Source organism: Tabrizicola sp. YIM 78059 (assembly GCF_004959785.1).
Taxonomy (GTDB): Bacteria; Pseudomonadota; Alphaproteobacteria; order Rhodobacterales; family Rhodobacteraceae; genus Tabrizicola; species Tabrizicola caldifontis.
On record NZ_SJZH01000007.1, the window covers coordinates 86378 to 112769 of the forward strand.

Here is a 26392-nt window from a genome sequence, read left to right on the forward strand (position 1 = left end):
ACCGGTTCCCTGCGCCGGCACCCCTGGTTGCGGCACCGGGCAAACGGGGAAGGAACGGTGCGCCTCCCTCCCCTCTCCCTGGGGGAGGGATGGGCTGTGGGGGCTTCGGCACTTGTCTGCACGAGGCGCCTAGATGAGCGCCCCGCTTCTTCTGATCGCCGCAGGCGGAACGGGCGGGCACATGTTCCCTGCCCAGGCCCTGGCAGAGGCGATGCTGGCGCGCGGCTGGCGGGTGAAACTGTCCACCGACGACCGCGGCGCGCGTTACGCCGGCGGTTTTCCCAAGGATGTCAGGATCGAACGCGTGGCCTCTGCAACCTTCGCCCGTGGCGGAGCAGCGGCGAAACTGCTGGTGCCCTTCCGCATCGCCGGCGGTATCCTGGGTGCGCTATGGTCTCAGCTGCGAGACCGGCCCTCGGTCGTGGTGGGCTTTGGCGGCTACCCCTCGATCCCCGCGTTGTCGGCAGCCTGGCTGCTGCGCCGGCCCCGCATGATCCACGAACAGAACGGTGTGCTGGGGCGTGTGAACCAGATCTTTGCCCGCCGCGTTCAGAAGGTCGCCTGCGGCACCTGGCCCACCGCACTGCCGGCCGGCGTGACGGGCGAGCCCACCGGCAACCCGGTGCGCCAGGCCGTGCTTGAACGCGCTGCTGCGCCCTATATCCCACCGGGCGACTATCCCATGTCGCTCTTGGTGATCGGCGGCAGCCAGGGTGCGCGCATCCTGTCCGATGTGGTGCCCGCCGCCGTGGCGGCGCTGCCCGAACCCCTGCGTGCGAACCTGCGTATCGCCCATCAGGCCCGCGACGAGGATGCCGCCCGTGCGGCCCAAGGCTACGAAGCCGCCGGCGTGCGCGCCGAGATCGCGCCCTTCTTTCCAGACATCGCCCGCCGGCTGTCCGAGGCGCAGCTGGTCATCAGCCGTTCGGGTGCATCGTCGGTGGCCGACATCTCGGTGATCGGGCGTCCGGCGATCCTGATCCCCTTTGCAGCTGCCACCGGCGACCACCAGACAGCCAATGCCAAGGGGCTGGTCGAGGCCGGCGCCGCCGTGATGATCGTGGAAAAGGCACTTGACGCCAGCACGCTTGCGGGCCACATCGCCGCGATCCTGGAAGACCCGGCCCGCGCCGAAAGCATGGCGCAGGCTGCGCTGGCCGTGGCCCGGCCAGATGCCACGGCCAGGCTGGTGGCGCTGGTCGAAGACTTAGGCGGAGAGACCCGATGAATGCAGCGACCAAACTGCCGCTGGAGCTTGGCCCCATCCATTTCGTCGGCATCGGCGGCATCGGCATGTCGGGCATCGCCGAGGTTCTGATGACGCTGGGCTACCGGGTGCAGGGGTCGGATGCGAAGGCGTCGAAGATCACCGACCGGCTGGTGACGCTGGGCGCGACCTTCTTCGAGGGCCAGCGGGCCGAGAACATCGGCGACGATGTGGCGGTGGTGGTGATCTCGTCGGCGATCAAGAAGGGCAACCCCGAACTGGAGGAAGCCCGCCGCCGCAAGCTGCCGGTGGTGCGCCGGGCCGAGATGCTGGCGGAACTGATGCGGTTGAAGTCGAACATCGCCATCGCCGGGACGCATGGCAAGACGACGACGACGACGATGGTGGCGACGCTTCTGGACCGGGGCGGGTTCGATCCGACGGTCATCAACGGCGGGGTGATCCATGCCTATGGCTCGAACGCCCGCGCCGGGGCGGGGGAGTGGATGGTCGTCGAGGCGGACGAGAGTGACGGCAGCTTCAACCGCCTGCCCGCGACCATCGCCATCGTGACGAACATCGACCCCGAGCACATGGAGCACTGGGGCAGCTTCGACAATCTGCGCAAGGGGTTCCTCGATTTCGTCTCGAACATCCCGTTCTACGGCCTAGCTGTCTGCTGCACCGATCACCCCGAGGTGCAGGCGCTGGTCGGCCGCGTCACCGACCGCCGGGTGGTGACTTTCGGCTTCAACGCCCAGGCCGATGTGCGCGCGGTCAACCTGCGCTATGAAAACGGCACGGCGCATTTCGACATCGCACTTCAGGCCGAGGGCGGGATGATCGAGGGCTGCACCCTGCCGATGCCGGGGGACCACAACGTTTCGAACGCCCTGGCGGCGGTGGCGGTCGCGCGGCATCTGGGGATGAAGAAGGACGAGATCCGCGAGGCGCTGGCGGGCTTTGCGGGCGTCAACCGCCGCTTCACCAGGGTCGGCGAGGTGAACGGCGTCACTATCATCGACGACTACGGCCACCATCCGGTCGAGATCGCCGCCGTGCTGAAGGCCGCGCGGCAGGCGACCAAGGGGCGGATCATCGCGATCCATCAGCCGCACCGTTATACCCGCCTGTCGAACCTGTTCGAGGACTTCTGCACCTGCTTCAACGAGGCCGACGTGGTGGCTATCGCCGAGGTCTATGCCGCGGGCGAGGATCCGATCCCGGGTGCCTCCCGCGATGATCTGGTGGCGGGCCTCATCGCTCACGGCCACCGCCACGCCCGCGCGCTGCTGGACGAGGCCGACCTTGCGCGGCTGGTCAAGGAACAGGCGCGGCCGGGTGACATGGTGGTCTGCCTGGGCGCGGGCACGATCAGTGCCTGGGCCAATGCGCTGCCCGCCAGACTGCTGGAACAGGCCGCATGACGGGGCGCAGGACTTTTCTGAAGATCTTGCAAGTTCCTTTGAAGGAATCATACCTCTTGATGACCGGGGGGCAAGGCGCATGAGTGCGCCGCTGATCCTCGGCGCCCTCTGGGTCATTGCTGCGGCCCTGACCGCCATGCTGCCGATGCGGCGGCAGACGGTTCCCGGTCTGGCGCTTCTTCTGGCGGCACCGGTGCTTCTGGCATGGATTGCCCGCGCCCATGGCTGGCCGTGGCTGGCGCTGGGGCTTCTGGCTTTCCTGTCGATGTTCCGCAATCCGCTGCTGTATTTCATGCGCCGCGCGCTGGGCCGCCCTGCGCCTGTGCCGAAGGGGCCGGAAAAGTGATGCTTCCGCTGGCCCTTTGCCTTGTCTGGCTGATCGCGGCAAACGTGATCGCCATGTTCCCCTCGCGCGATTACCACTGGCGTGCGGCCTATGTGCTTATCGCCATCGGCGTGCCGCTTCTGGGCTGGGTGACCTATGTTCACGGGCCGATCGTGGGCATGGTTTTGCTTGCCGCGGGCGCCTCGATCCTGCGTTGGCCTGTCGTTCATCTGTGGCGCTGGCTGCGCCGCCAGCAGGGCTAGCCCGGTGTTCGGGCGCGAGGACGAGCTTCTGCGCCTCGTATTCGCGCTCGGGCTGGGCATGACATTTCTGTCCGCGTTGCTTACCTGGGTTGCCGCCTGGCGCTATGGACGCAGGCGTGCCCTTGTCGTGCCGGTTCTGGCTTTGGTCGCGGTGGCGGTTCTGGCTCTTCGGGGGCAGGGGCTGGACGCAGGGCAGGCGACGCAGACCATCGCCTTTGCCATGGTCTTTGCCGGCCCCGCAGTCGCCGGGGCGCTACTGGGGCTGGGACTGTCTGCCCTTGCCCAACGCCATCCCGCCAGGGCCATCAGACAGGTGGCGCCCGAAGATGACCCGTCCTGTCAGGTGTTGTCGCCTCGTCAGGCCGGACCCGGCGAGGAGTGACGAAGCCCCGGCGGGCGCTCTCGGCAACGCCCTGCGCGCCTGCCGGATCAGCCCGAAACCGGACCTTGCGGGGCGGCCCCGATCCCGGATACCACCCCTTCATGACCTTGCTTCCTACCCCCCGCGGCACCCTGACGGCGAACCGCCCGCTTTCCGACCTGACCTGGCTGCGTGTCGGGGGACCGGCCGACTGGCTGTTCCAGCCGGCAGACGAAGCCGATCTGGCTGCCTTCCTCGCCGCACTTGCTCCCTCGGTCCAGGTCTTTCCGATGGGCGTAGGCTCGAATCTCATCGTACGTGACGGTGGCATTCGCGCAGTGGTGATCCGTCTGGGGCGCGGCTTCAACGGTATCGCCATAGAGGGCGACCGTGTGACCGCAGGCGCCGCCTCGCTGGATTCGCATGTGGCCCGCCGCGCGGCCGAGGCGGGGCTGGACCTGACCTTCCTGCGCACCATACCCGGCAGTATCGGCGGCGCAGTGCGGATGAATGCCGGGTGCTACGGCAGCTATGTGGCAGATGTTCTGGAAGAAGTCCGCATCATCACCCGCGACGGGCGAACGGAAACCGTTCCTGCCAGCGCGTTGAACCTGCGTTACCGGCAAAGCGACCTGCCCGAGGGCGCCGTCATCGTCTCGGCCACCTTCCGCGCCGGCCGGCAAGACCCGCAGGCGTTGCAGGCCCGCATGGCCGAACAGATCGCGAAACGCGACGCGAGCCAGCCCACGAAGGAACGCAGCGCCGGATCGACCTTCCGCAATCCGGCCGGCTTCAGCTCGACCGGGCGCGCCGACGACACGCACGAGCTGAAGGCCTGGAAGGTGATCGACGAGGCGGGCATGCGTGGCGCGCGCCTGGGCGGGGCGCAGATGTCCGAAATGCATTCGAATTTCCTGATCAACACCGGTGGCGCCACAGCGGCCGATCTGGAAAATCTGGGCGAGGAAGTGCGAAAAAAGGTTTTCCAATCAAGCGGCATCACGCTAGAGTGGGAAATCATGCGGGTCGGAGAACACCCGCAGGACTAACAAGATCACGGGTCACAAAAGACCTGGATGAGGCAGAGATGGCGGGCGCATCGAGCAAGGTGGCCCCCCGGGTGGCAGTGTTGATGGGTGGCCCTTCCGCCGAGCGGGAGGTGTCCCTTGTCTCCGGGCGCGAATGCGCCGCGGCGCTTCGGGTGGCCGGATATGAGGTGGTCGAGGTCGATTGCGGCCCCGATCTGCCCCTGCGACTTGCCGAGATCCGGCCGGACGTCTGCTTCAACGCACTGCATGGCCGCTGGGGCGAGGATGGCTGCGTCCAGGGCCTGCTGGAATGGCTGCGGATCCCCTATACCCATTCCGGTGTGCTGGCCTCGGCGATGGCCATGGACAAGGCGCGGACCAAGCAGGTCTATGCCGCCGCTGGCCTGCCCGTGGTGAAAAGCGTTCTGGCCAGCCGCGACGCTGTCGAGGCCGGGCATGTCCTGCCGCCTCCCTATGTAGTGAAGCCGAACAACGAGGGTTCTTCTGTCGGCGTCTACATCGTCCGCGAAGGCTCGAACGCCCCCAGGCTGTCGGCTTCGATGCCGCAGACGGTGATGGTGGAAACCTACGCGCCGGGTCGCGAGCTGACGACCACGGTGATGGGCGACCGGGCGCTTGGGGTTACTGACATCATCACCGACGGCTGGTATGACTACGACGCGAAATACAAGCCCGGCGGCAGCCGCCACGAATGCCCCGCGAAGATCCCGGCCGAAATCGAGGCTGCCTGCCTGGACTATGCCCTGCGCGCGCACCGCGCGCTGGGCTGCCGCGGGGTCAGCCGCACCGATTTCCGCTGGGATGAGGCGCGCGGCCTTGCGGGCCTGATCCTGCTGGAGACGAACACCCAGCCCGGCATGACCCCCACCTCGCTTGCCCCGGAGCAGGCGGCGATGCAGGGGATCAGCTTCCCCGATTTCTGCGCCTGGATGGTGAGGGACGCCTCATGCGATCGCTGATCGCCCGCCGCGCGCAGGCCATGGTGCGCCGCGACCCGGCGCCGTCGAAATGGGCCTATCGCGCGCAGCGTTGGATGTTGACCCCTTACGTGCGCAGCTTCCTGCGCACCGGTCTTCCGCTTATGGTAGCGGTTGGCGCCGGGGCGGCCTGGCTAAGCCACGAGCCGAACCGCACGGCGCTGGTCACCCAGTTGACCCACCTGCGTCAGGAATTCGAATCCCGTCCGGAATTCCGCGTCTCTCTTGCCCGGATCGAAGGTGCCTCTCCCGAACTGGCAGAGGCAGTGCGCGACCGGCTGGGGCTGCAACTGCCGATTTCGTCCTTTCACATCGACCTGGAAGCCGCGCGTGCCCGGATCGAGGCTTTGGATGCCGTGCTGCGCGCCGATCTTCGGGTGCGGGCGGGGGGCGTGCTTCAGATCACGATCACCGAACGCGTGCCCGTCGCCGTCTGGCGCACCGAGGCGGGGCTGACGCTGGTTGACGAGACCGGCCACCGTGTTGCGGGACTTCTGTCGCGCAGCGACCGGCCCGACCTGCCCCTGGTCGCAGGCGAGGGGGCCGACCGTGCCATGCCCGAGGCGCTGGCCCTTTTCGACGCCGCGGGGCCGCTGCTGCCCCGCATCCGCGGGCTTGTCCGTGTGGGCGAACGCCGCTGGGACGTGGTGCTCGACCGTAACCAGCGGGTGCTGCTGCCCGAAAGGAACCCTGTTCAGGCGCTGGAACGCCTGCTGGCTCTGGATCATGTCCAGGACATCATGAACCGCGACATCCTGACCGTGGACCTACGGTCGGACCATCGCCCGACCCTGCGCCTGACCCCAAACGCCCTTGCCGAGCTGCGCCGCGCGCAAGGCATCGAAACCATGGAGAACGAACTGTGACCGATCTCTATACTTCGCAACGCGCCATGCGGAACATGCGTCGGGCCGCCATGCAGCGCGGCGTGATTGCCATTCTTGACGTGGGCACCTCGAAAATCGCCTGCCTGATCCTGCGTTTTGACGGGCCCGAGCGCCTGCGCGAACAGGATGGGGTGGGGCCGATGGCCGGTCAAAGCCAGTTCCGCGTGATCGGCGCGGCAACCACCCGGTCGCGCGGGGTGCGCTTCGGCGAGATCGCCGTGATGAACGAGACGGAACGCGCGATCCGCACCGCGGTGCAGGCGGCGCAGAAGATGGCCAATGTGCGGGTCGATCACGTCATCGCCTGCTTCTCGGGCGCCGAGCCGCGCAGCTATGGCCTGGCGGGCGAGCTCGACTTGCACGACAGTGTCGTCACCGAACAGGACGTAAGTCGTGTGCTCGCAGCCTGCGACGTGCCCGACCTGGGCCCCGGGCGCGAGGTGCTGCACGCACAGCCGGTGAACTTTGCGCTTGACCACCGCTCGGGCCTTGCCGATCCGCGCGGCCAGATCGGGCACCGGCTGGCGGTGGACATGCACCTTCTTTCGGTTGATGGCTCGGTGATCCAGAATCTGCTTTACTGTATAAAGCGGTGCGACCTGGAACTCGCCGGCATCGCGTCGTCGGCCTATGTCTCGGGCATCGCTGCCCTGGTCGAGGACGAACAGGAACTGGGTGCCGCCTGCATCGACATGGGCGGCGGTGCGACCGGCATCTCGATCTTCATCAAGAAGCACATGATCTATGCCGACAGTGTGCGCATGGGCGGCGACCATGTGACCTCGGATATTTCAAAGGGCCTTCAGATTCCCCTGTCGGTTGCCGAACGGATCAAGACGCGCCACGGCGGGCTTTATGCCACCGGAATGGATGACCGCGAACTGATCGACATCGGCGGCGACAGCGGCGACTGGGAAAAGGATCGCCGCCAGATCAGCCGGACCGAACTCATCGGCATCATGCGCCCGAGGGTGGAAGAGATCCTCGAGGAAGTCCGCGCCACGCTGGATGCGGCCGGCTTCGACAGCCTGCCCAGCCAACAGATTGTGCTGACCGGCGGCGGCAGCCAGATCCCGGGGCTCGACGGTCTTGCGACGCGCATCCTGGGTCAGCGCGTGCGCCTTGGCCGGCCCCTGCGTGTGCAGGGCCTGCCGCAGGCGGCTACCGGTGCGGCCTTCGCCAGCGCAGTTGGCCTTTGCCTGTTTGCCGCACACCCGCAGGATGAATGGTGGGATTTCGAGATCCCGGCCGAACGTTACCCTGCGCGTTCGTTGCGGCGGGCCGTCAAATGGTTCAAGGACAACTGGTGACCACAACATCCTGTCTTTCCGGCGAAATACCGCTGAAATCAGGGGCAAATCCCCCATATTTTGCGCTGGCGCAGTGTTTTTTGCGTGACGTTTTTCCGGGTTGTGGATAGAATTGCGAACAAATCGGCGGTTTGTGCGCAGGACAGGTGCGCGATGCGCCGGAAAAAGAACAGGCGGCGGACAAGAAACGGACGGGCAAACCCATGGCACTCAATCTGACGATGACTCCGGAGCGTGAAGAGCTGAAACCCCGCATCACCGTCTTCGGTGTCGGCGGGGCGGGCGGCAACGCGGTGAACAACATGATCGACAAGGCGCTGGAAGGCGTCGAATTCGTCGTGGCCAACACCGATGCCCAGGCGCTGCAGCAGTCCAAGGCGCATGCACGTATCCAGATGGGCGTGAAGGCGACCGAGGGGCTGGGTGCGGGGGCCAAGCCCAGCGTCGGTGCCGCCGCTGCAGAGGAGACCATCGAGGAGATCGTCGATCACCTGGCTGGGGCGCACATGTGCTTCATCACCGCCGGGATGGGTGGCGGCACCGGGACCGGTGCTGCCCCCATCATCGCCCAGGCCGCGCGCGAGCTGGGTGTGCTGACCGTGGGTGTCGTGACCAAGCCCTTCCAGTTCGAAGGGGCCAAGCGCATGCGCCAGGCCGAGGAGGGCATCGAGGCGCTGCAGAAGGTCGTCGATACGCTGATCGTCATCCCCAACCAGAACCTGTTCCGGTTGGCGAACGAGCGAACGACCTTCACCGAGGCTTTCGCAATGGCCGATGACGTGCTGTATCAGGGCGTCAAGGGTGTGACCGACCTGATGGTGCGGCCGGGCCTGATCAACCTTGACTTTGCCGACGTGCGTGCGGTGATGGACGAGATGGGCAAGGCGATGATGGGCACCGGCGAGGCGACCGGCGACGATCGCGCGATCCAGGCGGCGGAAAAGGCGATCGCAAACCCGCTTCTCGACGAGATCAGCCTGCATGGTGCCAAGGGTGTGCTTATCAACATCACCGGCGGACATGACCTGACCCTGTTCGAGCTGGACGAAGCCGCGAACATCATCCGCGAGAAGGTGGATCCCGACGCCAACATCATCGTCGGCTCGACGCTGGATACCGAAATGGAAGGCCGAATCCGTGTGTCAGTCGTGGCGACCGGCATCGACGTATCCGCCGCAAGCCGGAGCGACGTGCCGGTGGCGCGCCGGGGCATGGCGGCGCCGCTGACGATGTCGCACCAGGCCCCCGAAGCTCCGCGCGCCGCACCGCAGCCGGTTTCCGTAAGCCCATCCGTCGCCGACCCGAAGCCCGAGTTCGAGGATGAGGTGGATCGCCAGCTTTTCGATGCCGCCGCCTCGCAGGCCGAAATCGCCGCCGAGGATGATGCCCCGGTTGACGACCTGCCGCCTCCGGCCTATCGCCCGCAGCCCGCACCTCAGCCAACCCTAATCCGTTCTACCCCTTCCGCGATCGAGAACGATCCCGCTGTGTTCGTCGCGCCGCGCCCGCGCAGCGCAGCCGGCCAGCCCTCGCCCGAGGCGATTGCCAGGTTGCAGGCGGCGGTCAGCCGCCCGGCACCGACCGCATCCGCCGTGGGGTCGCGTCCTGCTCCGGGGGCGGCATCGGCCGCGGCCGCGAAGCCCCGTTTCGGTATCGGATCCCTGATCAACCGCATGGCCGGGCACTTGGAGCAGGCAAGCCCTGCCGCCGCCCCGGTCAGCCGGCAGCAGCCTCCGGTCACCGCCTATGACGATGACCAGGAGGCCGATAGCGACCGCGACCGGATCGAGATTCCGGCCTTCCTGCGCCGTCAGGCGAACTGAAAAGGCCCGAAGGTGACCCTGCGGATAGGCCCGGATCTTCCGGGCCTTTCCTTTGTTTTTCATAGGCTTGCCGCATGTTTCAGGCCTGACACATACCGTCACAAAGAGTGAGTTGAGCTTGTCGGCATGCAAGATTACTTAACGGTCAATCGGTGGCGGGCTATGACCCCGGCACCACAAGAGGTTGGGCAAGACGTGCAGAACACGCTGAAATCTCCCGCTACCTTCATCGGGTCTGGCCTGCACACGGGCGTAGCGGTGCGCATGACCGTTCGCCCTGCGCCGGCGGATCACGGCATCTGGTTTCGTCGCACGGATCTGGGCGGTGCCCTGATTCCCGCGCGCTGGGATGCGGTCGCGCCATCGCGGCTGTGCACCGTGATCCAGAACGCGGACGGGGTTGCGGTCTCGACCATCGAACATGTGATGGCTGCACTGGCCGGTTGCGGCATCCACAACGGCCTTATAGACATCGACGGTCCCGAGGTTCCGATCCTTGACGGCTCGGCTGCGCCCTTCGTCGCCGCGTTCCTGCAGGCCGGGATCGCGGGGCAGGACGCCGCGGTCAGGGCGATCCGCGTCCTGAAGCCGATTGAAGTGCGCGAAGGCGAGGCGGTCGCGCGTCTGGAGCCGGCCGAGATGCTGGAAATCGACTTCAGCATCGATTTCGAGGATGCGGCCATCGGGACACAATCCCGCAGTCTGAACCTTGCAAACGGCGCCTTCGTGCGTGAACTTTCTGACAGCCGCACCTTCTGTCGTCAGGCCGATGTCGATGTGATGCGAGAACGGGGCCTGGCGCTGGGCGGAACGCTGGAAAATGCCGTGGTCTTTGATGGTGACCGGGTTTTGTCGCCCGGCGGCCTGCGCTACGCGGACGAACCCGTGCGGCACAAGATGCTGGATGCAATGGGCGATCTGGCCCTGGCGGGCGGGCCGATTCTCGGTCGATACACCGGCAGCCGCGCGGGTCATGCCTTGACCAACCGCTTACTTCGCGCGCTGTTTGCCGATCCCGAAGCCCATGCCTTTGTTGCGTGCGGGCCGCGCACCTTCGGCAAGCTGCCGGGGGTTGGCGTCCATGTCGGTGACCTGCCTGCGCGGGTCTGACAGAAGATCAGCGAGGCGAAAGTCACGAAAGGCGTTTTGCGCCGCCGATTTTTCTGTGCTAGGACAAGGCAACACCGGGCCGGATCGCCCGGTTGGCAGGATCCAACGGGTATGCCGGGTCGTGGCAAAGGCGCTGGGGCGGCAGGTTTGAACAGGCGGACTATGGCAGGCAGACGGCCCGGCGCGGGGCTTCTTACGGCAGCGATTGTGGTGGCCTTGCTCTCCGGCTGTTCCGGCGGCGGCAGCAACGAACGGCCGCTTGAAAGCTACACCGCAGAGGAAATCTTCAAGAAGGGTGAGCTTGAGCTGGAAACCAGCCGCAAGCCCGACAGTGCGCTGATCTACTTCCAGGAGGTCGAGCGGCTTTATCCCTATACCGAATTCGCCAAGCGCGCGCTGATCATGCAGGCCTATACCCTGCACAAGGCGAAGAAATATCCAGAGGCGCGCGATGCGGCGCAACGCTTCCTCGATTTCTACCCCGGCGATGAAGATGCCCCCTACGCCATGTATCTCATGGCGCTCAGCTATTACGATCAGATCGATGATGTCGGGCGCGACCAGGGGGTCACCTTCCAGGCGCTGAAGGGCATGCGCGACGTGATCGAGACCTATCCCGACAGCGAATATGCCCGCTCGGCGATTCTGAAGTTTGATCTTGCTTTCGATCAGCTCGCCGCCAAGGAAATGGAAGTCGGGCGCTACTATCTGAAGCGCCGCCACTACACCGCTGCGATCAACCGCTTCCGGGTCGTGGTCCAGGATTTCCAGACCACCACCCACACCGCCGAGGCACTGCACCGTCTGGTGGAATGCTATGTTGCGCTGGGCCTGAACGATGAGGCACAGACAGCAGCCGCGATCCTTGGCTACAACTACCAGTCCTCGCCCTTCTACGAGGACAGCTTCCGGCTTCTGAAGGGGAAGGGCCTGGCACCCGAGGCAAAGGGCGATAGCTGGCTGCGCACGGTATATCGCCAGATGGTGAAGGGCGAGTGGTTGTAGTCATGGTGCGCTGTAGCGCACCCTGCGAGGGCGACCATGCTGCGCGCTCTTGAGATCCGCGATGTGCTGATCATCGACCGGCTCAGCCTTGATCTTGGCCCGGGCCTGAACGTGCTGACCGGCGAGACCGGGGCAGGCAAGTCGATTTTGCTGGACGCGCTGGGCTTCGTCCTTGGCTGGCGCGGCCGCGCCGAACTGGTGCGTGCCGGGGCCACGCAGGGCGAGGTCACCGCCGTGTTCGATCTCGCGCCCGGCCACGCCGCCCACGCCGTGCTGAACGAAGCCGGCATCGACGTGGACGATGAACTGATTTTGCGCCGCGTGAACACCGCCGACGGACGCAAGACCGCCTGGATCAACGACCGCCGCGTTTCTGGCGAGGTATTGCGCGACCTTTCCGACCATCTGGTAGAGCTGCACGGCCAGCACGACGATCGGGGCCTTTTGAACCCACGCGGCCATCGCGCGCTGCTTGATGCCTTCGCGGGCCTTGATCTTGCCCCCCTGCGGGCGGCCTGGGCCGCTCAGCGCGAGGCTCGTGCCGCCCTGGCCGAGGGCGAAGCCGCCATGGCCCGTGCCGCTGCGGACGAGGATTTCCTGCGCCATGCGGTGGCCGAGCTTGACCGCCTGAACCCCGAACCGGGCGAAGAAGCCGGGCTTGACGCCCGCCGCCGCCTGATGCAGGGCGCTGCCCGTATCCGCGAGGATGTGGCCAGGGCGCTGGTGGCGCTGTCCGAAGAGGGTGCCGAGGGCCGGATGCGCGATGCGCTGCGCTGGCTGGATGGCGCCGCTGACAAGGCAGAGGGCCGCCTCGACGCGGCGATGGAGGCGCTGAACCGCGCGCTCATCGAACTGGGCGAGGCTCAGGCCGGGGTCGAAAACGCGCTTGAGGCGCTGGATTTCGATCCCGGAGAGCTGGAGCGTGTCGAAGAACGTCTTTTTGCCATCCGGGCGCTGGCACGCAAGCATGGCGTGCTGCCTGACGATCTGGGCACTTTCGCGGAAGACCTGCGCAGGCGATTGGCCGCGATCGACGGCGGAGCGGCAGGCATTGCCCGGCTGGAACGCACCGCGCGCGAGGCCGAGGCAGCCTATGCGGCCGAAGCCGCACGGGTGACGGCCGCCCGGCGCGCGGCGGCCGTCCGGCTCGACGCTGCGATGGCTGCCGAACTGGCGCCCCTCAAGATGGAACGTGCGACCTTTCGCACTGAAATTGCCGCGGGCGAGCCAGGACCAGAGGGCGTGGATGCCGTGACATTCACCGTCGCTACCAACCCTGGCGCGCCGACCGGGCCGCTCAACCGCATCGCCTCGGGCGGGGAACTCAGCCGCTTTCTGCTGGCGCTGAAAGTCTGCCTAACCGGCGACACCCCCGGCCAGACCCTGATTTTCGACGAGATTGACCGGGGCGTGGGGGGGGCAACCGCCGATGCAGTGGGGCGGCGGCTGAAGGCGCTTGCTGCAGGTGCCCAGGTTCTGGTCGTGACCCACAGCCCCCAGGTCGCCGCTTTCGGCACCCGGCACTGGCGGGTGGAAAAGCGTGTGGCGGGGGACCAGACCCTGTCCAGCGTAACCGCTCTGCCAGAAGAGGAACGGGTCGAGGAAATTGCCCGGATGCTGGCTGGCGATACCGTGACCGAAGCCGCAAGGGCTGCCGCGCGGGCGCTGTTGGCCGGCTAGTGCGAGGCTAACGCTTCCCGGGCGGGCTAGACTTCTGGTCGCCATGTGGCGTCGCCAGTCCACGACGAAGTGGTGCGCGAGCAAGTCGTGCAGGGTGGCTTTGATGCGGATGGTTGAACGTATCAGATCCCGCGGGCGCGGCGGCGGGGGAATGCCTTGGCATGGGCAGCCGGAAGGCGCGATCTTTTTTGTGAATTTCTGATATTATAGGTTTTTCAGAATTTTGTAGACAGATCCTTCCGTGGCACATCAAGTCCTTCCGCTGTTGGGCAAACCTTTTCGCAACCGGCGTTAATGATCAAAGCCGAGGCGGAAATGGAAGAGCCATGCAGCAGGCGCATGACGGGCCTTCCGTTCCGGCTCTGCAATGCTGCGCTGCGGCGTCCTATGTTTGCGGCAAGATGAAAGGATCGAAACGATGCTGAACCTGCTTAAATCACTGATCTGTTCCCGCGATCCTGCGGCCTTGTCCGACCGCGAGCGTGCCTATCTGAATGCCGCCGTGTCGCTCTATGACCTGGAACGGCGCGAGCGCGAGATCGACCGCGGCCTTTTCCGCCATCCTCACCCCTACATGTGACGCCTCACCCCGGCACGACCTTGCCGGGGTTCATCAGGTTCATGGGGTCAAGCGCGCGCTTGACCGCGCCCATGACCTGCCAGCCCGCTCCGTGTTCGGCCGCCATGTAGGCCAGCTTGCCAAAGCCCACCCCATGTTCGCCCGTGATCGTGCCACCAAGCCGCAAGGCGCGTTCCGCCATTCGCCGGGCCAACGTTCTTGCTGTGGCCATTTCTTCGGGACGGTCGGGGTAAACCATCAGGATCGCGTGGAAATTCCCGTCTCCCACATGGCCCAGGATCGGCCCGGGAAGCCCTGACGCGGCAATGTCGGCCCGGGTCTCCTCTACCGCTTCGGCCAAGGCCGAGATCGGCACGCAGAGATCTGTCACCACTGCCTTTGCCCCCGGCCGTGAGGCCAGGATTGCCCGGTAGGCCGCATGCCGCGCCGCCCAGAGGCGGCTGCGGTCCTCCTGCCGTTCGGCCCAGGCAAGCCCCTCTGCCCGGAAGTCGGCCGCAAGGTTCCGGAACCGGCGCACATCCTCGTTCAGACCCTCGGCGTGGCCATGAAATTCGACCAGAAGCTGCGGCTGGACCGGCAGCGACAGGCCCGAGAAGGCATTGCAGGCCGCAACCGTTTCGGCATCCAGAAACTCGATACGTGCCGGCGTCAGGCCCATCTGCATCGTGGCGATCACGCAGTCCACTGCAGCCGCGACCGAAGGAAAGGCTGCAACCGTGGTCATGACCGCTTCGGGCTGACCGTGCAGGCGCAGCACAAGCTCTGTGATCAGGCCAAGCGTCCCCTCGGCCCCCACAAAAAGCGCAGTCAGGTCGTAGCCAGCGGCGGTCTTCGGGGCCAGGCTGCCGGTTCGGATAACCCGTCCATCGGAAAGGACGACCTCCAACCCCATGATATTGCTGCGCATCGTTCCGTAGCGAACTGCTGTCGTGCCCGAGGCGCGCGTCGATGCCATGCCGCCCAGGCTGGCATTTGCCCCCGGATCGACCGGGAACATCAGACCCGTCGTCCGCAATTCGCGGTTCAGCGCCTCACGTGTGATGCCGGGTTGTACCCGCGCCAGCCTGTCCTCGGGCCGCACCTCCACAACCCTGGCCATGTCGCGGAAATCCACCGCCACGCCCCCCGCCAGGGCCAAGGCATGGCCTTCCAGCGAGGTTCCCGCACCCCAGCCAATCAGCGGCACACGGTGGGTGGCGGACCAGCGGGCCAGGGCGGCAACCTCTTCCGTTGCGCGGGGGAAGACCACGGCATCCGGCAGCCCGGCCGTCACCAGGCTTTCGCTTTGCCCATGCTCTGCCAGAACCGACGGCGACACGGAAAACCTGTCACCGAAAAGGTCGCGAAGGTCGGACAGTGCCAGCGTCGTCAGCATCGTACAAGCCTACGACCTTTCAGGCAGGGCGCAAGCTCTGGCCCTTCGCTGCGCCATGCGGTATCACCGCGCGCATTCAGCCGCAGGGGAATCGCCCATGAAAGCCGCCGTCGTCACCTTCCCCGGATCGAACTGCGACCGCGATCTTGCCGTAGCCTTTGAAGGGGCAGGGTTCGAGGTGGCGCGGGTCTGGCATAAGGATACCTCCCTGCCGAAGGGCGTCGATGTGGTGGGGGTGCCTGGCGGCTTCAGCTTCGGCGACTACCTGCGCTGCGGCGCGATCGCCGCACAGTCGCCGATCAGCGGTGCGATCCGGGCCCATGCCGAACGGGGCGGCTATGTCCTGGGGATCTGCAACGGCTTTCAGGTCCTGACCGAAATGGGCCTGCTGCCCGGTGCGCTGATGCGCAATGCCGGGCTGAAGTTCGTCTGCCGGATGGTCACGCTTCGGGTTGGTACGACCGACAGCGCCTATACCTCAGGTTATGTCCTTGGCCAGACGATCCGCATTCCCGTCGCCCACCACGACGGCAACTATACCATCGACGCCGAGGGCCTGGCGCGGTTGAAGGGCGATGATCGCATAGCCTTTACCTACTGCGACAACCCCAACGGCAGCATGGCAGACATTGCCGGCGTCCTGTCGGAGAACCGCCGCGTGCTGGGGATGATGCCGCATCCCGAACGCGCGACCGAGGCAGCGCTGGGTTCGGAAGACGGGCGGGCACTTTTTTCGTCGATCATGGGCGGGATGGCGCTGGCCTGACCGCCTTCCGCTTGAGGGCCGCCGGGCCCGGCCCTAATCTTCGTGCATGGCAGCAAAAACCCCTCAGCTTGCACAGTCCGATCAGGGCATGTCCTGGCGCGCCAAGCTTGCGGTGGGCCTGCTTATCATGCTTGCCGTCGCGATCGTTCTGGTCTCGAACCGCCTGTTGACCGAACGCTATACGAACGACACGCGCAGCCGTGCCGAAGTCCGACTTGCGCTTTACACCGGCAACCTGATGGCGGAATTGCAGCGGACCTCGGTCGTCCCGTTGCTTCTGTCGCGCGACCCAGAACTCGTCCAGGCGCTGCGTGACGGCAACTACTCCTCGACCTCGGCAAAGCTGATCGCGCTGCAATCCCAGATCGGCGTGGCCTCGATCAGGCTGCTCGACCGGGACGGGCGGGTCGTGGGTGCGACGAATCGCAACATCCTTGGCACGAACAACCGGAACGCCCCGTATTTCGTAGATGCGCAACGCACGAAGGATACCATCTTCAGCGCAGTGAAACGCGAGGCGGGCGGTTTCGATTTCGTCTACTCGCGCGCGCTGCTGTCGGACTCCAAGGTCATCGGTGTCATCGTCGTCTCGGTCGATCTGATGAAATTCGAACGCGCCTGGGCGGGTTTGCAGGATGCGGTGCTGGTGACCGACAGCGAAGGAATCGTGATCCTTGCGACCGAGACGGTCTGGCGCGGCCAGCCGGTGGCCGAGGCGCTGGCACTGCGCGACCCGCCCTCGGCGATCTCGCGCGCGCTGCGTGCCACGGCCGACTGGGCGCAGACCCCACCGGATGCCTATGTCCGGGGCGAAGCGGTGATGAAGACCGAGGCGCGCATCCCCTTCCGTGGTTGGAAGTTGCAGACCTTCACCGCCTACGGTTCGGTGCGCGAGCAGGTGAACGGCATTCTGGCACTGCAGATCATGGGCTTTGCCATTCTCATGGCGTTCACCTTCTACATGCTGTCGCGTCGGGCTTGGTCGCGTTCGCTGACGTTCCAGCGGGAGTCGGCCGAACTGCGCGCGCTGAACGCTCGGCTGCAACGCGAAATCGCCGAACGCGAGAAGGTGCAGAAGGATCTTGAGGTCGCAGAGCTGACACTAGCGCAATCCTCGAAACTGGCCGCACTGGGTGAAATGTCGGCTGCTGTCAGCCACGAACTGAATCAGCCGCTGGCGGCGATGAAGACCTATCTGGCCGGCGCGCGGCTGTTGCTGCAACGCAAGCGCCCGGACGAGGCTTTGTCCTCGTTCCAGCGCATCGACGACCTGATCGAACGGATGGGTGCGATCACCCGCCAATTGAAGTCTTACGCGAGGAAGGGCGGAGAAGCCTTTGAGGAAGTTGATCTTCGTGCTTGTGTGTCTTCAGCACTGGCGATGATGGAGCCGCAGCTCAAGGCGCGGGTGGTCAAGATCACCCGCGGCTTGCCGCGCCAGCCGGTGATGGTGATGGCCGACCGTATTCGGCTGGAGCAGGTGATCATCAATCTTTTGCGCAATGCTCTGGACGCGACGAAGGACATCCGCGATCCTCAGATCGACATCCTTTTGTCGGCCGGCGAGACGGCGACGTTGACCGTGCGTGACAACGGACACGGGATCAGCGATCTCGAGAACCTGTTCGAGCCCTTCTACACCACCAAGAAACCGGGCGAGGGCGTCGGACTGGGCCTTGCCATCTCGTCCGGGATCGTGACCGATCTGGGCGGCCGCCTGACGGCGCGGAACGCCGAAGGTGGCGGGGCGGTTTTCGAAATGCAGTTGCCGATCCTGGGCAACAGACAGGAAGCAGCAGAATGACAATGAAGAGGTCCCCATGGCCCGCGTAATGAAGGTGGCAATCGTCGATGACGAGGCGGACATGCGGCAGTCGATCAGCCAGTGGCTGGCGCTGTCGGGATTCGACACCGAAACCTATGCCAGTGCCGAGGATGCGCTGAAGGCGATCGGCCCGGATTTCCAGGGCGTCGTCGTCAGCGACATCAAGATGCCGGGCATGGATGGCATGACATTCCTCAAGCGGCTGATGGGGCAGGATTCGGGCCTGCCGGTCATCATGATCACCGGCCATGGCGACGTGCCGATGGCGGTCGAAGCGATGCGCGTCGGTGCATTCGATTTCCTGGAAAAGCCGTTCAACCCTGACCGGATGACCGAACTGGCCAAGAAGGCCACCCAGGCGAGGCGGATGACGCTGGACAGCCGCGCGCTGCGCAAGGAGTTGTCCGACGGCTCGACCATCATGAAGAAGCTGATCGGCACCAGCCCGGCAATGGAGCGGCTGCGCGAGGACATCCTCGATCTTGGCCAGGCCGACAGCCATGTGCTGATCGACGGCGAGACGGGCACCGGCAAGACGCTGGTTGCCCATGCGTTGCATGCCGTGGGGCCGCGGGCGTCGAAGAAGTTCGTGGCGATCTCCTGCGCCGCGTGGGGTGAGGAGCAGCTTGCTGCACGTCTTTTCGGCCCGGCCGAGGATGGCACCCTTCCGCTGGTGGAAGAGGCGCGGGGCGGGACGCTTTGCCTTGAGGACATCGAAGCCCTGCCGAATGCGTTGCAGGCACGTCTGCTGACCTTCATCAATGACCAGGGCACCCCGCCGGAAACCCGGATCATCGCGATCTGCAACCAGCACGCGCCGGATACGACGCTGGAACAGGTTCTGCGGCCCGACCTTTATTATCGGCTGGGGGCGATGACCATCGTGTTGCCGCCCCTGCGCACCCGTGGAGAGGACATACTGACGCTGTTCAACCGACTCAGCGAACAGTTCGCCGAGGAATACGGCTGCGAGGCCCCCCAGGTCACCGCGCAGGAGGCCGCGCAGCTTTTGCAGGCGCCCTGGCCGGGGAACGTGCGTCAGCTGGTGAACATTGCCGAACGCGCAGTCCTGCAGAACCGGCGCGGATCAGGGTCGATCGCCAGCCTGCTGATGGCCGACAACGAAGCCGCCGGTCCGGTGCTGACCACGGAAGGCAAGCCGCTGAAAGACTATGTGGAGGCTTTCGAGCGGATGCTGATCGACAACACGATGCGGCGGCACAAGGGGTCGATCGTCGCCGTAATGGAAGAACTCTGCCTGCCGCGCCGGACTTTGAACGAGAAGATGGCCAAATACGGGCTCAGCCGGTCGGATTATGTCTGAACTTGCTGCCCGTTTCGGGGTTTCCTGCGGGCAGCCCCGAAACGGCTTCGGCTGTCTGCGGCGCGTTGGCATGTGACAGGGCGTCGCCGTCCCGGTCCGTGCGTGGCATATCTGCGCATCAGGTCTTGCCCGCGGGCGCGGGGCAGATCCCGCCGTGCCGGGCGAAGAATGCCCATTGTGTTTCCGGCAGAATTCCCGTTAGGGTCGCCTGACGCGAAGGCGATGCTTTCGCGCAGGAATTCTCTGTCCGGCAGGACTGGCGCCCGAAGCGTGCCGCCTGTCGGGCAGTCGGATAGGCCGCAAGGCCGGAATTTCCCGCCAAGTCATTGACGATGCGGGGTGAACAGGTGGGTCGCCACATGGCTTCCCGAAGTGAAACGCGATGATGTGTGCGACAGTCGCAAGTCAGGACGAGGGGTGCCCACCGGGCACGGTCCGCCGCATTGCTGTCCGCGCCATCGCCCGAACAAGCCGCCTTTTCCCTGTCAGCCATCCACCCGGGGCTTCCCCGGGGCGGGCTTCTGGCAGGCCGGGCGCATTGGAACATCATGGCCAAGAAGATGCTTATCGATGCCACCCATCCCGAGGAGACTCGGGTCGTGGTGGTGGACGGAAACAAGGTTGAAGAGTTCGACTTCGAGACCGTCAACAAACGCCAGATTACCGGAAACATATATCTCGCCAAGGTGACGCGGGTGGAGCCTTCGCTCCAGGCGGCTTTTGTCGAGTACGGCGGCAACCGCCATGGTTTCCTGGCCTTTGCCGAAATCCACCCTGACTATTATCAGATCCCGGTCGCTGACCGGAAAGCTCTGATCGAGGAAGAGCGGGCGATGGCCCGCGCCGAGGAGGAAGAGGAAAACCGTCGGTCGCGCCGCCGCCCCGCCCGCCCTGCGCCCGTGACCGAAGCCGCAAAAGCGGATGACGCCGTTGCCGAAGGCCCGGAAGGCATGGCGGTGGTCGATCTTGAAGATGACGATTCCGACCTGATCGATGCCGGCGAGACCGAGCTGGTCGATGCCACGCCTAGCCCTGACGGTGAGGCTTCCGCCAAGGCCGAAGGTGGCGAGAACGGCGAGGGCGAGGCGCCCTATCGCGCCGTGGACCACGCCAGCGAGACCGACGACGAGATCGAATCGATTGCCGAAGAAGACCTGGCCGAGGAAATCGCCCCGCCGCGTCGCCCGCGCGCGCGCCGCTACAAGATACAGGAGGTGATCAAGGTCCGGCAGATTATGCTGGTCCAGGTCGTCAAGGAAGAGCGCGGCAACAAGGGCGCGGCGCTGACAACCTATCTGTCGCTGGCCGGCCGCTATTGCGTGCTGATGCCGAATACGGCGCGCGGTGGCGGAATTTCCCGCAAGATCACCCAGGCCGCAGACCGCAAGCGGCTCAAGGAGATCGCGTCGGAAATCGAGGTGCCCGAAGGTGCGGGGCTGATCATCCGCACGGCAGGGGCCAAGCGGACCAAGCCCGAGATCAAGCGCGATTACGAATATCTGATGCGGCTTTGGGAACAGATCCGCGAACTGACGCTGAAGTCGATCGCGCCAGCCAAGATCTACGAGGAAGGCGACCTGATCAAGCGGTCGATCCGCGATCTTTACAGCCGCGAGATCGACGAGGTGCTGGTCGAGGGTGAGGCGGGCTATCGCACCGCCAAGGACTTCATGCGGATGATCATGCCCAGCCATGCCAAGCAGGTGATCCGCTACAACGAGCCGACTCCGCTGTTCGCCAAGTATCAGGTGGAAGGCTACCTTGCGGGCATGTTCAACCCGGTCGTCCAGCTGAAATCCGGCGGTTACATCGTGATCGGGGTGACCGAGGCGCTGGTGGCGATCGACGTGAACTCCGGCCGGGCGACCAAGGAAGGCTCGATCGAGGAAACCGCGCTGAAGACCAACCTCGAGGCGGCCGAAGAAATCGCACGCCAGCTGCGCTTGCGCGACCTGGCGGGTCTGATCGTCATCGACTTCATCGACATGGAAGAGCGCAAGAACAACGCCGCTGTCGAGAAGCGCCTGAAGGAAAAGCTCAAGACCGACCGTGCGCGAATCCAGGTCGGCCGGATCAGCGGATTCGGTCTTCTGGAGATGAGCCGCCAGCGGCTGCGCCCGGGCATGCTGGAATCGACCACCCAGCCCTGCCCGCATTGTCACGGCACGGGTCTTATCCGGTCGGATGATTCCATGGCGCTGACCGTGCTGCGCGCGCTTGAGGAAGAGGGCACGCGGAAGCGGTCGCGCGAAGTGCTGCTGAAGGCGCCGATCGGGATCGTGAACTACCTGATCAACCACAAGCGCGAGCACATCGCACTGATCGAGGCTCGCTACGGCATGAGCGTTCGCATCGAGGCAGACCCGATGCTGGTCAGCCCCGATTACACGATCGAGAAGTTCAAGACTGCGACAAGGGTCGTTCCCGAGACCCCGGTCGTTTCGGGTCATGCGGGCCTGATGGGCGCGCCCGTCGATGAGCAGGACCACGATATCGTCGAGGAAAGCGCCGAAGAGGAACAGGCGGTCGATGCCGAGGCAGCGGAAGCGCAGCCCCAACCCGCAGAAGGCGAGGGTCAGCCCGGCAAGAAGAAGCGGCGCCGGCGGCGCCGGCGGCGTGGCGGCCAGCGCGAAGGTTCGGTTGCCGAGAACGGCGCTGCGGAAGGCGCTGGCGCAGAGGCCGACGACGAAGAATCCGCCGAAGAGCCTGCGGAGACGATCGAGGCTGCGCCGCCCGTGGCCGTTGAACCCGAGGTCGAACCGACTGCACCGCCGGAAAAGCCCAGGCGCACGCGCAAGCCGCGTGGGGAAACGGCCGAGGCATCGGCTTCCGCCGATGCTGATTCTTCCGAGGGGCCGGTGACCGGGACGGTTTCGCAGGAATCCGAGACGTCCGAACCCGCGACCGCGGAAAAGCCGGCACCGAAACGCCGGGCAAGTCGGACCAGGGCCGAACCGAAACCCGAGACAGAGAGCGCGGCAGAAACGACCGCGGCAAAGTCGAAGGCACCCCGCAGCCGCACAACCAGGTCGAAGGCGGCGGCTGAGGCTCCGGCCGCCGAGGCCACGGAAGCAGCAGCGCCGACGCCCGAGGTCGTGGCGACCGAGATGCCGGCAGCAGAAGCCCCCGCACCCGAGGCCGCAACGCCTGACCTGCCGGCGCTGGCGCCTGATCCGGGCATGGAACCTGCGGCAGAGGGTATGGTGGCCGATCCTGGCGAGGCTCGGTCCGCGTCGGCGGAAGAAACCGCGCCGGCAGAGGAAGCCGCAAAACCCAAGCGCAAGGGCTGGTGGTCGCTGGGCCGCTGAGTCCTGACCCTTCTTTCCATGGACTTCGTCTTCCTGCCCGGGTCTTCCGGCAGGAGGGCGAAGTCCGATCGGATCATCCGCGACGGATCAGATGCAGGGTGACGGCCCCTTCATCCCTGGTTTCCAGATAGCAGTGGCCGGCCTCGGCGCAGAAATGGGGCATGTCGATCCTGGCCATCGCATCGGTTGTGCGAACGCACAAGACGGTGCCGGACGCCAAGGCCGCAAGCCGCTTGCGTGCGCGCAGAACGGGCAGGGGGCAAAGCAGCCCCTCGCAATCCAGAAGTTCGTCCCAATCGGCCATGCGGCCGTTTAGCCGGGGAAGGGCCTCGCGGCAAGGTTTCAGCCGGGCCACGGGGATGTGACGCCCTGAATGCGTGACGCGGGGCTGCAAAGCCGCTATTTCGCGAAGAACATGTTTGGAATCGAGATCATCGACGCTGCCCTTCTGCCTGCGATGCTGGTTGCGCTTGCGGCCGGTGTCCTGTCGTTCCTCAGCCCCTGCGTCCTGCCGATCGTGCCGCCCTATCTGGCCTACATGGGCGGGATCAGCATGGGCGAGATGACCGCGCAGGGTGCCGCACGGCGCCGGGTGATCCTGCCGGCGCTGTTCTTCGTTCTCGGCCTGTCCACGATCTTCCTGCTTCTGGGGTTCACCGCTTCGGCTTTCGGCAGTTTCGTGCTGCTGAACCAGCTGCTGCTGGCGCGGATCTCGGGTATCGTCATCATCGTTTTCGGTCTGCATTTCCTGGGCCTGTTCCGCATCGGGATCCTGGACCGTGAGATGCGGCTGGATGCAGGCGACCGGGGCGGATCTGCCCTTGGTGCCTATGTGCTGGGCCTGGCCTTCGCCTTCGGCTGGACGCCCTGCATCGGCCCGCAACTGGGGGCGATCCTGTCTCTGGCCGCGCAGGAGGGCAGCATGGAACGCGGAACCCTGTTGCTGGGCGTCTATGCCTTGGGCCTGGGTCTGCCATTTCTTCTGGCGGCGATCTTCATCGAGCGATCGATGTCCCTGCTGGCAAGGCTGAAGCGGCACATGAAGCTGATCGAGCGGCTTATGGGCGCCCTGCTGATCGGCGTCGGTCTGGCGCTGGTGACCGGGGCCTTCACCGATTTCAGCTACTGGATGCTGGAAACCTATGAATATCTGGGTCTGCCTCTGCCCGGCTGAGGCTTCCTTGGCGCCCGCCGATGGGTAAGCTGGGGCGTGGCAGACGGGGCAGGTCGGGCGTGAAGTCGGGCAACGGGATCGGCGAAGGAACGGGTGTCTTCCGGCGCCATGTCCTTTATGTGCCCGGCTATGATCCCTTTCCTCCGCGCAGATATCGCGAACTGTACCGCAAGGAGGGCGCGGCACAGGCCGCGATTTCGGGATACGAGCTTGCGATCCGGGCGCGACCGGGCACTGCCGGCGGTTGGTGCGTGACCAGCTGCATGGAACAGGCCGCCGAGGCCGAGATGGAGGTTCTGGTCTGGTCCGATCTGGTGAAGTCCTCGATGGAGAGGGGGGTGCTTGGCACCTACCTGCTGTTCTTTCGGACGGCATGGGTCTATGGGGCATCGGGGGCGCTGTGGCGCCTGCTCAGGCTGCGCAAGGGGCCGATGATCGCTGCGCTCTATCCCGCGGTGCTGCTGGCGGGGCAGGCACTGGTTGCGATGCTGGCGGGATGGATCGTGGCGCGGCTTGCCGGAGGTGGCTGGGCAGGCCTGGGGCTGGCCCTTGCCGTGGGATTTGCGGTGCTGGAAGGCTTTCGCCGGATCGACCGCAGGCTTTTCGTCTATTACCTCATGCACGATTATGCCTATACGGCGGTTGCCCGTGGGGCCTATCCGGCGGCACTGGCTGACAGGCTGGCGCAGTTTCGCGGGCGCGTTCGCGCTGCCATGGAAAGCGGGGTGGACGAGGTTCTGGTCGTAGGCCATTCCTCGGGCGTGCATCTGGCGGTCAGCGTGCTGGCCGACCTGATCCGCGAAGGCGTGCCGCCGGGCCCGTCGCTGGGGTTCCTGTCGCTTGGCCAGGTGGTGCCGATGGCGTCCTTCCTGCCCGAAGCGCGGAAGTTGCGGGGCGATCTGCTTTTCCTGTCGCAGCGCCAGGAACTGACCTGGGTCGATGTCTCTGCGCCCGGGGATGGCTGCTGTTTCGCATTGTGCGATCCGGTCGCGGTCAGCGGCATGGCGACTGAAGGTCAGCGCTGGCCGCTGGTGATCTCGGCCGCCTTCAGCCAGACGCTGAGCCCCGAACGCTGGCAACACTTGAAGCGGCGCTTCTTCCGGCTGCATTTCCAGTATCTCTGTGCCTTTGACCAGCCCGGCGACTACGACTATTTCCGCATAACCGCCGGGCCCCTGACACTGGCCGAACGCTACGCGGGGCGCAGACCCTCGCCCGGACGGGTCGCGCAGGCCTGCAGCCCATACAGGGACATGGCATGAGGCCGCCCAAGCCGGAACCGCGCAAGGATCGCGTCCCGCTCTGGGACTATCTGCGGCTTTTCCGCCGCGACATCCTGTCGGCTCAGCCGGCGCGGCTATACCGGGCGTGGATGGCCGAATTCCGCACGCCGTTCTTCCGCAGCTATCTGTGCAACGACCCGGCGCTGGTGCGGCGCGTGCTGGATGACCGGCCCGCCGACTTTCCGAAATCGGACCGGGTGACCGAAGGGCTGCGCCCGCTGCTCGGCCGGTCGGTCTTTGTCACCAATGGCGATGAATGGCTTCACCAGCGCCGGATCATCGACCCGGCCTTCGAGGGCGGCCGGCTGAAGGAGGCTTTTCCGGCGATCTGGGCGGCCAGCGAGGCCGCCGTCGCACGCATGACCGAGGGCGAGGTCGAGGTTGAGCTTCATGCCAGCCATGCGGCAGCGGATGTGATCTTCCGCACGCTTTTCTCGATCCCGATTGAGGACCGGGTGGCACAGGCCGTGTTTCACGAATTCCGCGCCTATCAGCGCAGCGCCCCGATCCTGAACCTGGGCGCCTTCCTGCCCCTGCCGCGCTGGATGCCGCGGCTGCACCGGCGGGCGACTCTGCGCTCGGCCCGGGTGATCCGGGAGCTGATTTCCGCGCTGACGGCCGAACGTGCGGCAGCGATTGCGGCAGGAACCGCACCCGTGGATCTGGCGACGAAAATCATGACCACGCCCGATCCGGTGACCGGGGCGCCCTTTGCAACCGCAGAAATGGTCGACCAGGTGGCGATCTTCTTTCTTGCCGGACACGAGACCAGCGCCTCTGCTCTGGCTTGGGCGCTGTATCTTCTGGCCACGCATCCCGAGGCTCAGGCGCGGGTCGCATCAGAGGCGGCGGCCCTGCGGCCAGAATTCGGCACGTTGGGGCAACTGCGCTACACGCGCGATGTATTTCGCGAGGCGCTGCGCCTTTATCCCCCCGTGCCGATGATGGTGCGCGAAACGGTGGCGGAAGAGGATTTCCGCGGCAGGCTGGTGAAATCCGGGGCGCAGGTTGTCATCAGCCCCTGGCATCTGCATCGGCACGAACGCATCTGGGACCGGCCGGACGATTTCGATCCCGACCGATGGTCAGGCGAGGCACGCGATGCGGCACGGGATGGCTATCTGCCATTTTCGCGCGGCCCGCGCGTCTGCCCCGGCGCAGGTTTCGCGATGCTGGAAGGCACGCTGATGCTGGCACATCTGATCCGCGCCTATCACTTCCAGGCGCTGCCCGACCGGGTTCCGGTGCCGGTGGCACATCTGACGGTTCGGGCGCAAGACGGGATCTGGTTGCGGGTCACGCGTCGGGACGACGCCGATCTGATGCCCTGACA

General features: G+C 65.7%; 23 protein-coding genes. 21 read left to right on the forward strand and 2 right to left on the reverse strand.

All coding sequences use genetic code 11. The annotated features are described in order from the left end of the window. Positions 1 to 133 precede the first annotated feature (133 nt). From EZM81_RS11120 to EZM81_RS11185, 14 genes are all read left to right on the forward strand, one after another. Complete coding sequence (locus tag EZM81_RS11120; RefSeq protein ID WP_136645758.1) at positions 134 to 1228, forward strand: glycosyltransferase; 1095 nt, start codon at positions 134 to 136, stop codon at positions 1226 to 1228. Continuing rightward, positions 1225 to 2634, forward strand: a complete 1410-nt coding sequence (gene murC, locus EZM81_RS11125) for a UDP-N-acetylmuramate--L-alanine ligase (RefSeq protein ID WP_136645759.1) — start codon at positions 1225 to 1227, stop codon at positions 2632 to 2634. Before EZM81_RS11120 ends, murC begins: the two co-directional genes overlap by 4 nt. 79 nt (positions 2635 to 2713) lie before the next feature. After that, complete coding sequence (locus EZM81_RS11130) at positions 2714 to 2980, forward strand: DUF2484 family protein (RefSeq protein WP_136645760.1); 267 nt, start codon at positions 2714 to 2716, stop codon at positions 2978 to 2980. Then, positions 2980 to 3222: a DUF2484 family protein gene (locus EZM81_RS11135; protein WP_135450226.1), complete on the forward strand. Its 243-nt coding sequence runs from the start codon at positions 2980 to 2982 to the stop codon at positions 3220 to 3222. The genes EZM81_RS11130 and EZM81_RS11135 overlap by 1 nt, the downstream gene beginning before the upstream one ends. A gap of 4 nt (positions 3223 to 3226) precedes the next feature. Next, entirely contained in the window at positions 3227 to 3604 is a 378-nt protein-coding gene (locus EZM81_RS11140) for a hypothetical protein (protein ID WP_135450225.1), read from the forward strand. 107 nt (positions 3605 to 3711) lie between these two features. Beyond that, on the forward strand, positions 3712 to 4632 hold the full coding sequence (murB, locus tag EZM81_RS11145) for a UDP-N-acetylmuramate dehydrogenase (protein WP_136645796.1): 921 nt from the start codon (positions 3712 to 3714) through the stop codon (positions 4630 to 4632). 38 nt (positions 4633 to 4670) lie between these two features. Further along, positions 4671 to 5591: a D-alanine--D-alanine ligase gene (locus tag EZM81_RS11150; protein ID WP_136645761.1), complete on the forward strand. Its 921-nt coding sequence runs from the start codon at positions 4671 to 4673 to the stop codon at positions 5589 to 5591. After that, a complete protein-coding gene (locus EZM81_RS11155; protein ID WP_136645762.1) occupies positions 5579 to 6475 on the forward strand; it encodes a cell division protein FtsQ/DivIB in 897 nt (298 codons plus the stop codon). The genes EZM81_RS11150 and EZM81_RS11155 overlap by 13 nt, the downstream gene beginning before the upstream one ends. Further along, the gene (ftsA, locus tag EZM81_RS11160; protein WP_135450222.1) at positions 6472 to 7806 is read left to right on the forward strand and encodes a cell division protein FtsA; all 1335 of its coding nucleotides are present in this window, start codon (positions 6472 to 6474) and stop codon (positions 7804 to 7806) included. Before EZM81_RS11155 ends, ftsA begins: the two co-directional genes overlap by 4 nt. Positions 7807 to 8009: 203 nt before the next feature. Further along, entirely contained in the window at positions 8010 to 9629 is a 1620-nt protein-coding gene (gene ftsZ, locus EZM81_RS11165) for a cell division protein FtsZ (protein ID WP_135450221.1), read from the forward strand. A 195-nt stretch (positions 9630 to 9824) separates the two neighbouring features. After that, positions 9825 to 10739, forward strand: a complete 915-nt coding sequence (gene lpxC / locus EZM81_RS11170) for a UDP-3-O-acyl-N-acetylglucosamine deacetylase (RefSeq protein ID WP_136645797.1) — start codon at positions 9825 to 9827, stop codon at positions 10737 to 10739. Positions 10740 to 10901: 162 nt separating this feature from the next. Then, on the forward strand, positions 10902 to 11744 hold the full coding sequence (locus EZM81_RS11175; protein WP_135450220.1) for an outer membrane protein assembly factor BamD: 843 nt from the start codon (positions 10902 to 10904) through the stop codon (positions 11742 to 11744). 36 nt (positions 11745 to 11780) lie between these two features. After that, a complete protein-coding gene (gene recN, locus EZM81_RS11180; RefSeq protein WP_136645763.1) occupies positions 11781 to 13424 on the forward strand; it encodes a DNA repair protein RecN in 1644 nt (547 codons plus the stop codon). Between the two features lie 418 nt (positions 13425 to 13842). Further along, positions 13843 to 14004 (forward strand): DUF3563 family protein, encoded by a 162-nt coding sequence (locus EZM81_RS11185; protein ID WP_135450218.1) that lies wholly within the window; start codon positions 13843 to 13845, stop codon positions 14002 to 14004. Between the two features lie 4 nt (positions 14005 to 14008). On the opposite strand, the gene EZM81_RS11190 is transcribed toward EZM81_RS11185, so the two are convergent. Further along, positions 14009 to 15379, reverse strand: coding sequence for an FAD-binding oxidoreductase (locus EZM81_RS11190; RefSeq protein WP_136645764.1), 1371 nt, complete (start codon positions 15377 to 15379; stop codon positions 14009 to 14011). Between the two features lie 97 nt (positions 15380 to 15476). On the opposite strand from EZM81_RS11190, the gene purQ reads away from it, so the two are divergent. From purQ to EZM81_RS11210, 4 genes are all read left to right on the forward strand, one after another. Next, a complete protein-coding gene (purQ, locus tag EZM81_RS11195; protein ID WP_135450216.1) occupies positions 15477 to 16145 on the forward strand; it encodes a phosphoribosylformylglycinamidine synthase subunit PurQ in 669 nt (222 codons plus the stop codon). An 88-nt stretch (positions 16146 to 16233) separates the two neighbouring features. Continuing rightward, positions 16234 to 17949 (forward strand): ATP-binding protein, encoded by a 1716-nt coding sequence (locus EZM81_RS11200; RefSeq protein WP_248298199.1) that lies wholly within the window; start codon positions 16234 to 16236, stop codon positions 17947 to 17949. Between the two features lie 16 nt (positions 17950 to 17965). Then, on the forward strand, positions 17966 to 19294 hold the full coding sequence (locus tag EZM81_RS11205) for a sigma-54 dependent transcriptional regulator (protein WP_135450214.1): 1329 nt from the start codon (positions 17966 to 17968) through the stop codon (positions 19292 to 19294). A 548-nt stretch (positions 19295 to 19842) separates the two neighbouring features. After that, a complete protein-coding gene (locus tag EZM81_RS11210) occupies positions 19843 to 22602 on the forward strand; it encodes a ribonuclease E/G (protein WP_136645766.1) in 2760 nt (919 codons plus the stop codon). 73 nt (positions 22603 to 22675) lie between these two features. Here EZM81_RS11210 and EZM81_RS11215 read toward each other — a convergent pair whose 3' ends face one another. After that, positions 22676 to 22906: a sulfurtransferase TusA family protein gene (locus EZM81_RS11215; RefSeq protein ID WP_135450212.1), complete on the reverse strand. Its 231-nt coding sequence runs from the start codon at positions 22904 to 22906 to the stop codon at positions 22676 to 22678. Between the two features lie 111 nt (positions 22907 to 23017). Here EZM81_RS11215 and EZM81_RS11220 point away from each other — a divergent pair, with 111 nt between their 5' ends. From EZM81_RS11220 to EZM81_RS11230, 3 genes are read left to right on the forward strand one after another with little or no spacing between them, the layout of a single operon-like run. Beyond that, positions 23018 to 23776, forward strand: a complete 759-nt coding sequence (locus tag EZM81_RS11220; protein ID WP_136645798.1) for a cytochrome c biogenesis CcdA family protein — start codon at positions 23018 to 23020, stop codon at positions 23774 to 23776. A gap of 20 nt (positions 23777 to 23796) precedes the next feature. After that, positions 23797 to 25038 carry a hypothetical protein gene (locus EZM81_RS11225; protein ID WP_248298200.1) on the forward strand — a complete coding sequence of 414 codons (1242 nt, stop codon included), beginning with the start codon at positions 23797 to 23799 and terminating at the stop codon, positions 25036 to 25038. Continuing rightward, positions 25035 to 26390 carry a cytochrome P450 gene (locus tag EZM81_RS11230; RefSeq protein WP_136645767.1) on the forward strand — a complete coding sequence of 452 codons (1356 nt, stop codon included), beginning with the start codon at positions 25035 to 25037 and terminating at the stop codon, positions 26388 to 26390. Before EZM81_RS11225 ends, EZM81_RS11230 begins: the two co-directional genes overlap by 4 nt. Positions 26391 to 26392 lie beyond the last annotated feature (2 nt).

What these genes read in the sequence shown, in the direction of transcription:
- EZM81_RS11120 (WP_136645758.1), top strand. Translation starts at nt 134, where the DNA reads ATGAGCGCCCCGCTTCTTCTGATCGCCGCAGGCGGAACGGGCGGGCAC.
- murC (WP_136645759.1), top strand. Translation starts at nt 1,225, where the DNA reads ATGAATGCAGCGACCAAACTGCCGCTGGAGCTTGGCCCCATCCATTTC.
- EZM81_RS11130 (WP_136645760.1), top strand. Translation starts at nt 2,714, where the DNA reads ATGAGTGCGCCGCTGATCCTCGGCGCCCTCTGGGTCATTGCTGCGGCC.
- EZM81_RS11135 (WP_135450226.1), top strand. Translation starts at nt 2,980, where the DNA reads ATGCTTCCGCTGGCCCTTTGCCTTGTCTGGCTGATCGCGGCAAACGTG.
- EZM81_RS11150 (WP_136645761.1), top strand. Translation starts at nt 4,671, where the DNA reads ATGGCGGGCGCATCGAGCAAGGTGGCCCCCCGGGTGGCAGTGTTGATG.
- EZM81_RS11155 (WP_136645762.1), top strand. Translation starts at nt 5,579, where the DNA reads ATGCGATCGCTGATCGCCCGCCGCGCGCAGGCCATGGTGCGCCGCGAC.
- ftsZ (WP_135450221.1), top strand. Translation starts at nt 8,010, where the DNA reads ATGGCACTCAATCTGACGATGACTCCGGAGCGTGAAGAGCTGAAACCC.
- EZM81_RS11175 (WP_135450220.1), top strand. Translation starts at nt 10,902, where the DNA reads ATGGCAGGCAGACGGCCCGGCGCGGGGCTTCTTACGGCAGCGATTGTG.
- recN (WP_136645763.1), top strand. Translation starts at nt 11,781, where the DNA reads ATGCTGCGCGCTCTTGAGATCCGCGATGTGCTGATCATCGACCGGCTC.
- EZM81_RS11185 (WP_135450218.1), top strand. Translation starts at nt 13,843, where the DNA reads ATGCTGAACCTGCTTAAATCACTGATCTGTTCCCGCGATCCTGCGGCC.
- EZM81_RS11190 (WP_136645764.1), bottom strand. Translation starts at nt 15,379, where the DNA reads ATGCTGACGACGCTGGCACTGTCCGACCTTCGCGACCTTTTCGGTGAC.
- purQ (WP_135450216.1), top strand. Translation starts at nt 15,477, where the DNA reads ATGAAAGCCGCCGTCGTCACCTTCCCCGGATCGAACTGCGACCGCGAT.
- EZM81_RS11200 (WP_248298199.1), top strand. Translation starts at nt 16,234, where the DNA reads ATGTCCTGGCGCGCCAAGCTTGCGGTGGGCCTGCTTATCATGCTTGCC.
- EZM81_RS11205 (WP_135450214.1), top strand. Translation starts at nt 17,966, where the DNA reads ATGGCCCGCGTAATGAAGGTGGCAATCGTCGATGACGAGGCGGACATG.
- EZM81_RS11210 (WP_136645766.1), top strand. Translation starts at nt 19,843, where the DNA reads ATGGCCAAGAAGATGCTTATCGATGCCACCCATCCCGAGGAGACTCGG.
- EZM81_RS11215 (WP_135450212.1), bottom strand. Translation starts at nt 22,906, where the DNA reads ATGGCCGATTGGGACGAACTTCTGGATTGCGAGGGGCTGCTTTGCCCC.
- EZM81_RS11220 (WP_136645798.1), top strand. Translation starts at nt 23,018, where the DNA reads ATGTTTGGAATCGAGATCATCGACGCTGCCCTTCTGCCTGCGATGCTG.
- EZM81_RS11225 (WP_248298200.1), top strand. Translation starts at nt 23,797, where the DNA reads ATGGGTAAGCTGGGGCGTGGCAGACGGGGCAGGTCGGGCGTGAAGTCG.
- EZM81_RS11230 (WP_136645767.1), top strand. Translation starts at nt 25,035, where the DNA reads ATGAGGCCGCCCAAGCCGGAACCGCGCAAGGATCGCGTCCCGCTCTGG.